14 protein-coding genes are annotated in these 12,128 nt (G+C 46.3%); 11 read left to right on the forward strand and 3 right to left on the reverse strand.

Features of this window, described 5'->3' with window-relative positions; genetic code table 11:
• Positions 1 to 177 precede the first annotated feature (177 nt).
• The 6 genes from brxB (at position 178) to BGM27_RS07505 (ending at position 4,694) form a co-directional block, all read left to right on the forward strand.
• Entirely contained in the window at positions 178 to 615 is a 438-nt protein-coding gene (gene brxB, locus BGM27_RS07480) for a bacilliredoxin BrxB (protein WP_003153223.1), read from the forward strand.
• Positions 616 to 860: 245 nt separating this feature from the next.
• Positions 861 to 1,628, forward strand: a complete 768-nt coding sequence (gene artP, locus BGM27_RS07485) for an arginine ABC transporter substrate-binding protein ArtP (RefSeq protein WP_007408386.1) — start codon at positions 861 to 863, stop codon at positions 1,626 to 1,628.
• Between the two features lie 61 nt (positions 1,629 to 1,689).
• Positions 1,690 to 2,349: an arginine ABC transporter permease ArtQ gene (gene artQ, locus BGM27_RS07490; protein WP_003153227.1), complete on the forward strand. Its 660-nt coding sequence runs from the start codon at positions 1,690 to 1,692 to the stop codon at positions 2,347 to 2,349.
• A complete protein-coding gene (gene artM / locus BGM27_RS07495) occupies positions 2,342 to 3,064 on the forward strand; it encodes an arginine ABC transporter ATP-binding protein ArtM (RefSeq protein WP_007408387.1) in 723 nt (240 codons plus the stop codon). The genes artQ and artM overlap by 8 nt, the downstream gene beginning before the upstream one ends.
• A 76-nt stretch (positions 3,065 to 3,140) precedes the next feature.
• Positions 3,141 to 4,094: an aromatic acid exporter family protein gene (locus BGM27_RS07500; protein ID WP_007408388.1), complete on the forward strand. Its 954-nt coding sequence runs from the start codon at positions 3,141 to 3,143 to the stop codon at positions 4,092 to 4,094.
• Positions 4,095 to 4,163: 69 nt separating this feature from the next.
• Positions 4,164 to 4,694 carry a L,D-transpeptidase gene (locus BGM27_RS07505; RefSeq protein ID WP_007408389.1) on the forward strand — a complete coding sequence of 177 codons (531 nt, stop codon included), beginning with the start codon at positions 4,164 to 4,166 and terminating at the stop codon, positions 4,692 to 4,694.
• Between the two features lie 13 nt (positions 4,695 to 4,707).
• Here BGM27_RS07505 and prli42 read toward each other — a convergent pair whose 3' ends face one another.
• Complete coding sequence (gene prli42 / locus BGM27_RS07510) at positions 4,708 to 4,803, reverse strand: stressosome-associated protein Prli42 (protein WP_007408390.1); 96 nt, start codon at positions 4,801 to 4,803, stop codon at positions 4,708 to 4,710.
• Positions 4,804 to 4,896: 93 nt separating this feature from the next.
• Between prli42 and mce the strand changes: the two genes are divergently transcribed.
• From mce to BGM27_RS07525, 3 genes are read left to right on the forward strand one after another with little or no spacing between them, the layout of a single operon-like run.
• Positions 4,897 to 5,325, forward strand: a complete 429-nt coding sequence (gene mce / locus BGM27_RS07515; RefSeq protein ID WP_007408391.1) for a methylmalonyl-CoA epimerase — start codon at positions 4,897 to 4,899, stop codon at positions 5,323 to 5,325.
• The gene (locus BGM27_RS07520) at positions 5,312 to 6,835 is read left to right on the forward strand and encodes an acyl-CoA carboxylase subunit beta (RefSeq protein ID WP_007408392.1); all 1,524 of its coding nucleotides are present in this window, start codon (positions 5,312 to 5,314) and stop codon (positions 6,833 to 6,835) included. The genes mce and BGM27_RS07520 overlap by 14 nt, the downstream gene beginning before the upstream one ends.
• A gap of 16 nt (positions 6,836 to 6,851) precedes the next feature.
• The gene (locus tag BGM27_RS07525) at positions 6,852 to 7,967 is read left to right on the forward strand and encodes a tripeptidase T (protein ID WP_003153237.1); all 1,116 of its coding nucleotides are present in this window, start codon (positions 6,852 to 6,854) and stop codon (positions 7,965 to 7,967) included.
• Positions 7,968 to 8,080: 113 nt separating this feature from the next.
• Here the strand turns inward: BGM27_RS07525 and BGM27_RS07530 are convergent, their stop codons facing one another.
• Together BGM27_RS07530 and BGM27_RS07535 are read right to left on the reverse strand one after the other, a co-directional pair.
• Positions 8,081 to 8,917, reverse strand: a complete 837-nt coding sequence (locus BGM27_RS07530; protein ID WP_007408393.1) for a membrane protein insertase YidC — start codon at positions 8,915 to 8,917, stop codon at positions 8,081 to 8,083.
• A 32-nt stretch (positions 8,918 to 8,949) separates the two neighbouring features.
• The gene (locus BGM27_RS07535; RefSeq protein ID WP_003153239.1) at positions 8,950 to 9,231 is read right to left on the reverse strand and encodes a hypothetical protein; all 282 of its coding nucleotides are present in this window, start codon (positions 9,229 to 9,231) and stop codon (positions 8,950 to 8,952) included.
• A 75-nt stretch (positions 9,232 to 9,306) separates the two neighbouring features.
• On the opposite strand from BGM27_RS07535, the gene BGM27_RS07540 reads away from it, so the two are divergent.
• Positions 9,307 to 10,551, forward strand: a complete 1,245-nt coding sequence (locus BGM27_RS07540) for a DNA polymerase IV (RefSeq protein WP_007408394.1) — start codon at positions 9,307 to 9,309, stop codon at positions 10,549 to 10,551.
• Between the two features lie 108 nt (positions 10,552 to 10,659).
• Entirely contained in the window at positions 10,660 to 12,069 is a 1,410-nt protein-coding gene (gene gndA, locus BGM27_RS07545) for an NADP-dependent phosphogluconate dehydrogenase (protein ID WP_007408395.1), read from the forward strand.
• Positions 12,070 to 12,128 lie beyond the last annotated feature (59 nt).

The raw sequence follows: 12,128 nt of genomic DNA on the forward strand, positions 1-12,128 counted from the left end.
TGACTGCTCCTTTATTTCAGACAATCTCCTTAACAAGTTTCCCGTTTTTAAAGGGTCATAAACTTACATCGGGAACATAAAAGGGACAAAAAACAATTGGATATGAGCGGTGTCATTTGCCGATAGGGAGGTTCCTTGCTATCATAAGAAGAGATGATCAAAAAGGAGAGGTCCCAATTGAATATGGATTTTAATTTATTTATGAATGATGTCGTGCGTCAAGCCCGCCAGGAAATCACGGCCGCCGGGTATACAGAGCTGAAAACCGCTGAGGAAGTGGACGAAGCGCTTTCGAAAAAAGGAACGACACTCGTCATGGTCAACTCTGTGTGCGGATGCGCAGGCGGTATTGCACGGCCTGCCGCGTACCATTCCGTACATTACGATAAACGCCCGGATCAGCTTGTGACGGTATTTGCCGGACAGGATAAAGAAGCGACAGCCAAAGCGAGAGAATACTTTGAAGGCTATCCGCCGTCCTCTCCGTCATTTGCCATTTTAAAAGACGGGAAAATCATGAAAATGGTGGAACGCCATGAAATTGAAGGCCATGAGCCGATGGCCGTCGTCACAAAACTGCAGGAAGCATTTGAAGAATATTGTGAAGAAGTATAAGTGAAAGAAAAACCCCGGAGCCAAGCGCTTGCGGGGTTTTTTTATATGGCATCTGTATAAATATAAATATTTATACATCGGCGTTCAGCTGTCACTAACCTGAAAAACAATGACTATAATAAACACAGAAAGGAAAATATATTTTTCAAAAATAGTATTGCATCACAATTAAAAAGTGTTTAAAATACAAGTTAACGAATAAATATTCAAATTTAAGAGATCAGTAGATATGGGGGAAATGAATCATGAAGAAATGGCTGTTGGTATTAGCTGCCGCATGTATCACCTTTGCGCTGTCCGCTTGCGGATCAGGCAATTCAGGCTCAGAGGGCGGAAAGAACAAGCTGATTATGGGTACATCGGCTGACTATAAACCATTTGAATATAAAGACGGCGATCAGATCACCGGGTTTGACGTTGATCTGGCAAAAGCTCTGGGCAAAAAGACCGGCTATGACGTTGAGGTGCAGGACATGGACTTCAACAGCCTGATTACAGCCTTGAAGTCCAAGCAGGTAGATATGATTTTATCTGGAATGACACCTACACCGGAACGGAAAAAGCAAGTTGATTTTTCTGATATTTATTATACTGCTAACAATATGATCGTTACGAAAAAGGGAAGCAGCATGAAATCCCTGAATGATCTGAAAGGCAAAACCGTCGGTGTTCAGCTCGGCTCCATTCAAGAGGAAAAAGGCAAGAAGCTCGCTTCGAAATACGGTTTTCAGCTCGAAGACCGCAACCGGATCTCAGACTTAACCGAAGAGATCAAATCCGGGCGTTTTGATGCCGCGATTATCGAAGACATCGTAGCACAAGGCTATTTCAGTTCAAATCAAGATCTGCAGGGCTTTGCGTCAGCAGATGCGAAATCAGACGAATCGGGTTCCGCGATTGCGTTCCGCAAAGACAGTGATCTGACAGCGAAGTTCAACAAAGCGCTGAAAGAAATGGAGAAAAACGGAGAAATCGAAAAACTGAAGAAAAAATGGTTCACCAACGAGAAATAAAAGAAAGCTCAACTTTTCGTTGAGCTTTTTATCTTGAATAAAGACAAAGGAGATCACACGTATGAATTTGGATTTCTCAGCGACAATCCCCCAAATTCCTTTTATATTGGAAGGTCTTGCGGTCACATTAAAAATTGTGCTCGTTTCAGCGGTCATCGGTCTTGTATTAGGCATCGTGCTCAGCTTATTTAAAATCAGCACGATCAGTCCGCTGAAATGGATTGCGGATTTTTATACTTCGATATTCCGCGGCACGCCGCTCGTGCTGCAGCTGATGATCATTTATTTCGGTATGCCGCAGCTTCTGGGCTTTCAGATCGATCAATTTTGGGCGGCGGTCACCGCATTATCGCTCAATTCAGCCGCTTACGTCTCTGAAATTATCAGAGCGGGAATCAACGCAATTGACAAAGGACAAAAAGAGGCTGCCGTCGCTCTCGGCGTGCCGTACGGAAAAATGATGAAAGATCTGCTGCTGCCGCAGGCGTTTAAAAACATTTCTCCGGCTATTATTAACGAATTAATCACCTTAACGAAAGAATCGGCGATCGTCACAGTTATCGGTCTTGGCGACATTATGAGACGGGCCTACCAGTCCGGTGCCGCAACATACAACTATTTAGAACCTCTTATTGTGGCGGGCTTAATCTATTACGTGCTCGTTTTGATCTTAGCATTCATCGGAAAAGGCGTAGAAAGGAAGCTGAAAGCCAATGATTAAGGTCGACAACCTGTCAAAATCATTCGGGAAACATGAAGTACTGAAAAACATTTCAACACAGATCGAAGAAGGGGAAGTCGTCGCTGTCATCGGTCCTTCCGGTTCCGGCAAATCAACGTTTCTGCGCTGCTTAAATCTGCTGGAAAACCCAAGCGGCGGAACGATTGCCATTAAAGAAAATGAAATTACCGCAGCTAAAACGAATAAACTGAAAGTGCGGGAAAATATCGGCATGGTATTTCAGCATTTTCATTTGTTTCCTCATAAAACGGTGCTTGAAAATATCACATACGCGCCGGTCAGCGTGAAGAAAGAGTCTAAAAACGAGGCGGAGGAAAAGGCGTGCGCCCTCCTTGAAAAAGTCGGACTGCTTGACAAACGGAACGACTATCCGAACCGTTTGTCAGGCGGACAGAAGCAGCGGGTCGCCATCGCGCGGGCGCTTGCCATGAATCCTGACATCATGCTGTTTGATGAACCGACCTCGGCTCTTGACCCGGAAATGGTCAAAGAAGTTCTTGAGGTGATGAAAGAGCTCGCGCAGACGGGCATGACGATGGTGATCGTAACGCACGAAATGGGATTTGCCAAAGAAGTGGCAGACCGCGTATTATTCATGGATGAAGGGACGATCGTGGAAGACGGGCAGCCGGAAGAATTTTTTCTTTCTCCGAAGTCAAAAAGAGCACAGGACTTTTTAGAAAAAATATTATAAAATATAACTGGAAGAAAAGAAGAAGAATGCTCTTCTTCTTTTTTTTGAGAAAGAAACAAACAGAATGGAGCAAGCAATGTTTAAAATCGGTTACCGCACACTAAAGACCGCACTTGGAACGGCGCTGGCCATTTATTTAGCCCAGCTGTTGCATCTGCAAAACTTCGCATCCGCAGGAATCATCACCATATTGTGCATCCAGATTACGCAAAAGCGGTCGCTTCAGGCCTCGTGGGCCCGATTTGCCGCCTGTTTATTGGCGATCGTCTTCTCATATGTCTTTTTCGGGCTGATCGGCTATTATCCGTTTGCGATCGGAATATTGCTGGTGCTGTTCATTCCGACTACAGTCGTTTTAAAAATAAACGAAGGGATCGTCACCAGCTCAGTAATCATTCTTCATTTATATATGTCCGGCGGCATTACGATGGCGTTTATCTGGAATGAGTTCCAGCTGATCACCGTAGGTATCGGCGTCGCGCTGTTAATGAATCTGTATATGCCGAGCCTCGACAGAAAACTCGCGGCGTACCGGAAAAAAATCGAGGACAACTTTTCCGTCATCTTCGCCGAAATCGAACGGTATTTGTTAACTGGTGAGCAAGATTGGTCGGGGAAGGAAATACCGGAGACGCATCAGATGATTCAAGAGGCGAAAAACCTCGCCTATCGGGACGTGCAGAATCATATTTTGCGCCATGAAAATCTTTACTATCATTATTTTAAGATGAGACAGAAACAATTTGAAATCATTGAACGGCTGCTGCCGAAGATTACCTCTATTTCAATAACGGTGGAGCAGGGCAAAATAATCGCCCATTTCATCCATGAATTAAGGGAAGCCATTCATCCCGGCAATACCGCTCATAAATTTTTAAAAAGACTTGCAGAAATGAGAACGGAATTTGAAGAAATGCCGCTCCCGGCAACGCGCGAGGAGTTTGAAGCGCGGGCGGCTTTGTTCCACCTCCTCGGTGAGATGGAACAATATCTCGTGATTAAAAGTTATTTCAAAGGCATCAAGCTGTAAAAAACATATGGATCAATCGCATGAGTCCTCCTTTCATTGGTCATTCTAATGAAAAAAGGAGGGGAGCCCATGCGATTTTTTTTATTGTCAGCCGCCCTGCTGCTGTCTCCGCTTTGGCCGCTTGGCGCGAACCCTTTGCCGGGTGACCCTTATATTATCGTCAATAAAGCCACAAATGCGCTTGCTGTTGTGAAGGATAACCGAATACAAGGCATTTATCAGGTGGCGACGGGAAAAACGGATGATTTGACGCCTGAAGGAGAATTTACGGTAACGGTCAAAGCCGTCAATCCGTATTACCGGAAGAAAAATGTGAAGGGAGGCGCGCCGGAAAACCCGCTCGGCGTCCGCTGGATCGGTTTTGACGCGAAAGGAACTGACGGCAGGATATACGGCATTCACGGAACAAACAGAGAAGAGCTGATCGGGGGGTTTGTATCAAACGGCTGTATCCGTATGAAAAACCGGGATGTCATCCGTATTTTCCGGATTATCCCTCCCGGAACGAAAGTATTGATTACAAAAGAAAACCGCTCATTTGAGGACATTGCAATAGAGCGGAAAGCCCTCATAAAAAAGCAGGAAACCCCCTTGCAATGAGGCGCCTGCTTTTTTACCGCAAATACATCATAATGCCTGAGAGGAGGGTTGAAAGTATAAATACGCCCAAAATGACGATGACGGCGCTTTTCATAAATTTTTGAGACATTGTTTCACTCCTTAAGATTACTGTCTATCATTTTAACGTGTTTTGCTTGTATGAACAAGCCATATCCTATGGCGGAAAGCAGGTGGCCGCGCTATGAAAAAACTTGATCATGTCGGCATTGCCGTCAGCTCTATTGAAGCCGCGAGAGGATTTTACGAACGGATGCTCGGGCTTACGTATATCGGAGACGAGCTGGTAAGCGGCCAAAATGTGAGAGTTGCTTTTTTAGAAGCGGGAGGCACAAAACTTGAGCTGATTGAGCCGCTGTCGGACGCGTCTCCCGTCAGCTCTTTTTTACAGAAAAGAGGCGAAGGGCTGCATCATTTGGCATTCCGCTGCGCCGATATGAAGGAAACGATCAAGGAGCTTGAAGCATGCCGCATGACTTTGATCCATCATGAACCGCAAAACGGAGCGGGCGGGAAGAAGATCGCATTTCTCTCTCCAAAAGAGGCGAACGGGGTCCTGATTGAGCTTTGTGAAACAATTGAAAAAGGAGAAACTCAAGATGAGCATGAGTGATCATATCAGACACTTAAATGAAAGACGTTCCTTTTTAACAAACGGCGGCGGAGCGGAAAAAAATGAAAAACAGCACAAAAAAGGCAAGCTGACGGCAAGAGAAAGAATTGACTATTTATTGGACGAAGACAGTTTTTCAGAGCTGCAGCCGTTTGCCAAAAGCCGCATGCCCGGATGCCAGAATGCTCCGGGAGACGGCGTTGTTACCGGATACGGCACAATTGACGGACGGCCCGTGTATTTGTTTGCCCATGACTTTACCGTACTCGGCGGGACGCTCGGCGAGACACATGCGGAAAAAATCGCGGCGGTAATGGATCTGGCGGCGAAAAATAAAACCCCGATCATCGGGCTGAACGACTCAGGTGGTGCGAGAATTCAAGAGGGTGTGGTATCATTAAATGGATACGGTCATATCTTTAGGCGCAACGTCCTTTACTCGGGAGTGATTCCGCAAATTTCTGTCATCCTTGGGCCGTGTGCCGGCGGTGCTGTTTATTCACCCGCATTGACGGATTTTGTGATTATGGCGGAACATACGTCGCACATGTTTATTACAGGCCCGAAAGTCATTGAACAGGTGACGGGTGAACAGATTGACGCGGAAAGTTTAGGCGGTGCGGGAATACATAATGTGATAAGCGGAAATGCCCACTATTCCGCACGAACGGAAAAAGAGGCTCTTTCCGCTGTGAAAACCCTGCTTTCTTATCTCCCGCACGGCGGACAGACGGCATTGCCCGTTAAAAAGGAAGACGCCAGACCGTTATTAAACACCCTCGTTCCCGCGGACAGTTCGAAACCTTACGATGTGTTACAGGTAATAAAAGAGCTGGCGGATGACGGAACGTTTTTTGACATTCAGCCGTATTTTGCCAAAAACATTGCTGTCGGTTTTCTGAAACTCGGACGGCGTACAGTCGGTGTTGTCGCAAACCAGCCGAAACACTTGGCGGGGAGCCTCACGATTGATGCCGCTGACAAAGCGTCGAGATTCATCCGTTTTTGTGACGCGTTTCATATTCCGCTATTGACGATCGCTGATGTTCCGGGATTTCTTCCGGGCTTTCAGCAGGAACATGCGGGAATCATCCGTCACGGAGCAAAATTGCTGTATGCTTTTGCCGAAGCGACGGTGCCGAAAGTGACGCTCATCATCAGAAAAGCCTACGGAGGCGCCTATGTCGCCATGAATTCGAAAGGGCTCGGGGCAGATCTTGTATTCGCCTGGCCCAATGCGGAAATCGCCGTGATGGGAGCGGAAGGCGCGGCGTCGATTTTATACAGCAGAGACATACAGGCTTCTGACGACCCGGAGAAAACGAAGCGCGAAAAAAAAGCCTTATACGAAAAGGAAAACGCCGGTCCGTATAAAGCGGCGGCCTGCGGAATGGTGGATGATATCATCCGGCCGGAAGACTCGAGGAAAAAATTGATTCAGGCATTTGACATGCTTGCGCATAAGGAAGAGGAAAGACCGAAAAAAAAGCACGGTAATATACCGCTTTAAACGGAGGGAACTGAAAATGGTAAACGAAAAACGTCTGCTTGAAGAATTTCTTGAACTCGTTCAAATTGATTCAGAGACAAAACATGAAGCGGAAATCAGCAAGGTGCTCAAACAAAAATTCACTGATTTAGGGTTGAGCGTAAAAGAAGATGATACAAAAGAAGTGACGGGGCATGGAGCCGGCAACTTAATCTGTACGTTAAAGGGCACAAAAGATGCGGATACGATTTATTTCACATCGCACATGGACACGGTTGTCCCGGGCAAAGGCGTTAAGCCGATTGTGGAAGACGGCTATGTAAAATCCGACGGCACGACGATTCTCGGCGCTGATGATAAGACGGGTCTTGCCGCAATGTTTGAAGCCATTAAAGTGCTGAAAGAACAAAACATCGAGCACGGCACCATTGAATTCATTATCACGGCCGGAGAAGAATCGGGATTAGTCGGGGCAAAAGCAATGGATCGTTCAGACATTACCGCGAAATACGGTTTTGCGCTTGATTCAGACGGAAAAGTCGGTAACATTATTGTAGCCGCGCCGACACAAGCGAAAGTGAGAGCAACCATTTTCGGGAAAACGGCTCATGCGGGGGTAGAACCGGAAAAAGGCATCTCCGCGATTACCATCGCATCAAAAGCAATCTCAAAAATGCCGCTCGGCCGCATTGATAAAGAAACAACGGCTAATATCGGACGTTTCGAAGGCGGCACGCAAACCAATATCGTCTGCGACCAGGTTGATATTCTGGCTGAAGCGCGTTCATTAGTGCCTGAAAAAATGGAAGCGCAAGTGCAGAAAATGAAAGAAGCTTTCGAATCTGCTGCAGCTGAGATGGGAGGCCGCGCGGAAGTGGACATCGCGGTTATGTATCCGGGTTTCAAATATCAGGACGGCGATCAGGTTGTGGAAGTCGCGAAAAAAGCGGCGGCAAAAATCGGCCGGCCGAGCGAACTTCAGACAAGCGGCGGCGGAAGTGACGCAAACGTCATTGCCGGCCACGGCATTCCGACAGTCAACCTGTCAGTAGGCTATGAACAAATCCATACGAAAAATGAAAAAATGCCGATTGAAGAGCTCGTCAAAACGGCGGAAATGGTCGTTGCCATTATCGAAACAGCGGCCAACTAAAAACGAAGCACCCAGTTGATTGGGTGCTTTTTTCATTCTTCATGATAATTGGTTTAAAGCCTTGCAGATACAAGAAAAAAACCCTGCCGGATAGTTCGGGCAGGGTTTCAGTATTATGATTTGGCGGGCTCCGCCTGAGCCGCAGCTTGTTTCTTTTTATGATGCGTCTGCTGTAAAAGTACATTCTGCACTGTCAAAAACAGTCCGCTTGTAAACCAGTAAAGCGGCAGCGCAGCCGGTACGTTAAGTGAAAAAACGGTCATCATGACAGGGAAAATAAAGACCATGATTTTTGCTGACTGCATCGCGGCCGGATTTTGAGCAGCCGGTGAATATTTCTCGTTTAATTTTTGGGAAATATAAGCTTGTAAGAAATACATGGCCCCCGCGCACAAAGATACAAGAATATCAGAATGCCCTAAGCTGAACCACAGAAATGAGTGTGAAGCGATTTCCGGCGTTGAGCGGATGGCGTAATAAAAACCGATCAAAATCGGGAATTGCACCAGCATCGGAAGACATCCCATTGCCATCGGATTCAGATTGTGCTCACGGTAAAGCTTCATCATTTCCATTTGCAGTTCTTTTTGTTTCTCCGCATCTTTCGTTTGTTTCATTTTAGCCTGAATGCTGTCGACCTGCGGTTTGATCACAGCCATTTTTTCCTGGAACACCCGCTGTTTCTTAAATTGGTTCACAAACAAAGGCAATACAACGATCCGGACGATAATCGTCACCAGAATAATCGACAGTCCGTACTCACCGTGGAACAGGCCCGCCACGCCTTTTAAAAGTGCCGAAAACGGCTCGATCAGGTAATCGTGGAAAAAACCGATATTCCCGAGGCCTCCCGTCTGAGTCTGAGATGTCGCCGCAAAAGCCGAGCGGCCTGTGCACAGTACGATAAAAAACAATCCGAATGCAATCCATTTTTGATATGTTTTAGACAATTATGTCTCCTCCTTTTTATCTTCACTTGCCGTTATAAAAGGAGGAAGCTGACATCTTCATCATCATTCGCCGGTGAATTCATGCGGATGACTTTACGTATCCAAGTTGTAATGCGATGATATATAATAATAAGAAAGTCTGTTCGGTTCAGCTGAACGACTGCTTGATGTTCATCTATTCGTTTCGTTCTCCAATGCTCGCCTGCGCGGCGCTCACGCAAAAGAAAAGCGATGCCGATCGCGGTCAGAGCGGGAAGAATAATTGTGAAAAAATCGACTAAAAATAAAAAGTCATTCATTGACTCAAGAATCATTTTATCACATCCATTCAGCTCTTATTTTACTACATATATATAAGGTTGTCTATGAAAGGAAAGGAGGCGCCGGGAGTGGCCGGAAAAGGGAGAATTATATTTCATATCGATATGAACAGTTTTTATGCCTCCGTAGAAATGGCGTATGATCCGTCTTTAAGAGGAAAACCTATCGCCGTTGCCGGAAACGTGAAGGAACGGAAAGGAATCATCGTCACCTGCAGCTATGAAGCGAGAGCGCGGGGCGTAAAGACCACCATGCCGGTGTGGCGGGCAAAACGCCTCTGTCCGGAACTCATCGTCGTGCCTCCGAATTTTGACCGCTATCGGAGTTCGTCAAAAGAAATGTTCAGCATTCTGAGGGAGTATACGGATTTAGTCGAGCCTGTTTCTATTGATGAAGGATACATGGATATTACGGACACACCGCACAGCCACAGGGCGTATGAGACAGCCGAAGACATTCAGGCGAGACTGCAAAAAGAGCTTTTGCTTCCGTCAAGCATCGGCATCGCCCCGAATAAATTTCTCGCTAAAATGGCTTCTGACATGAAAAAACCGCTCGGCATCACCATTTTAAGAAAAAGAGAGCTGCCGGACGTATTATGGCCTCTTCCGATTGAAGAGATGCACGGTATAGGAACGAAAACTGCGGAAAAAATAAAAACGCTCGGCATCAAAACGATCGGTGATTTGGCAAAAGGAGATGAACATGCGCTGAAAACGCTTCTCGGCATAAACGGCCCGAGGCTGAAGGATAAAGCGAACGGCATCCATCCTGCAGAAGTCAATCCCGAGCGGATATATGAATTTAAAAGCGTCGGCAACTCATCCACCCTGTCGCATGATTCGGCTGACTGGGATGAATTAACGGGCGTGTTTGACCGGCTCGCGCTGTCTGTGAGCGAACGGCTCCAGCGTAAGGAGGTCATGGCCTGCCGGCTGTTCATCATGATTCGGTATGCGGATTGGAAAACGGTCACAAGAAGCATGACCCTCAGCAATCCGGCTGATCAGAAAGAAGACATCATGGAAGCGGCGATGGAACTGTTTGACAAGCACTGGAACCAAAATCCGGTAAGGCTTCTCGGCATCACCGGAACGGAACTGGTTGAAAAACAGCAGGCATATAAACAGCTTGATCTGTTTTCATTCAAGGAGGACGCAAAGGATGAGCCGATTTTTCAGATGATGAACGAGCTGAATGAAAAGTACGGCCAAAACCTGATCAGAAAAGGCGCCGTTATAAAAAAAGAAGAAAGCAAAACAAGGGGAACGAGCTTTAACAGAGACTTTTTTCAGGATGAAAAGAAAAGGTGAATAACTTGAAAAAAGGGGTTATGTATGATAATTTCTTTAGTATAAATATCATTTTATTTTAATTTAAATTTTAAAATGGTTAAACGTTTGAAGAAGGGACGTTAGAATATGTCAAAACAACAAATCGGAGTTATCGGTCTTGCGGTAATGGGTAAAAATCTGGCTCTTAACATCGAAAGCCGGGGATTTTCTGTGTCTGTATACAACAGATCAAGCAGCAAAACGGAAGAGTTTTTAGAAGAGGCAAAAGGCAAAAATGTTGTCGGTACATACAGCATTGAGGAGTTTGTCCAGTCTCTTGAAACACCCCGTAAAATTTTATTAATGGTTAAAGCGGGAACTGCAACGGATGCGACGATTCAATCTCTTCTTCCTCATCTGGAAAAAGACGATATTTTGATTGACGGCGGAAATACATACTATAAAGATACACAGCGCCGGAACAAAGAGCTTGCCGAAAGCGGCATTCACTTTATCGGAACGGGTGTATCAGGCGGTGAAGAGGGAGCGCTGAAAGGGCCTTCTATTATGCCGGGCGGCCAAAAGGAAGCGCACGAACTCGTGAAACCGATTCTAGAAGCCATTTCTGCTAAAGTGGACGGAGAAGCTTGTACGACATACATCGGCCCGGACGGAGCGGGGCACTATGTAAAAATGGTGCACAACGGTATCGAATACGGTGACATGCAGCTGATCTCTGAGTCATATTTCATTTTGAAACAGGTGCTCGGATTGTCTGCCGAAGAGCTTCACGAAGTATTCGCTGAGTGGAACAAAGGAGAGCTTGACAGCTATCTGATCGAAATCACGGCTGACATTTTCACTAAAAAAGATGAAGAAACGGGCAAACCGCTTGTTGACGTGATCCTTGATAAAGCAGGCCAAAAAGGAACGGGTAAATGGACAAGCCAAAGCGCTCTTGACTTAGGCGTGCCGCTTCCGATTATCACTGAATCTGTTTTTGCGCGTTTCATTTCCGCAATGAAAGAAGAGCGTGTGAAAGCAAGCAGCCTTCTGTCCGGACCAGACGTTAAGCCGGTCACTGAAAATAAAGAAGAGCTGATTGAAGCGGTCAGAAAAGCGCTCTTCATGAGTAAAATCTGTTCTTACGCACAAGGCTTCGCCCAAATGAAAGCCGCGTCTGAAGAATATAACTGGGATCTGAAATACGGTGAAATCGCGATGATCTTCCGCGGCGGCTGTATCATCCGCGCGGCGTTCCTGCAAAAGATCAAAGACGCATATGACCGTGAACCGGAGCTTGACAACCTGCTGTTAGACAGCTACTTCAAAAACATTGCAGAAAGCTACCAAGGCGCCCTTCGCCAAGTGATTTCACTTGCCGTAGCCCAAGGCGTGCCGGTACCTTCGTTCTCAAGCGCACTTGCGTATTACGACAGCTACCGTACGGCAGTGCTTCCTGCAAACTTGATTCAAGCGCAGCGTGATTACTTCGGCGCGCATACGTATGAACGCACAGATAAAGAAGGCATTTTCCATACTGAATGGATGAAGTAATGAAGAAGCCCCCGCAGTTATTGCGGGGGCTTTTCTGATATCAAAAACCGCGGACCGTC

It is taken from the genome of Bacillus sp. FJAT-27001 (assembly GCF_019039175.1).
In the GTDB taxonomy this organism is placed as follows: Bacteria; Bacillota; Bacilli; order Bacillales; family Bacillaceae; genus Bacillus; species Bacillus velezensis.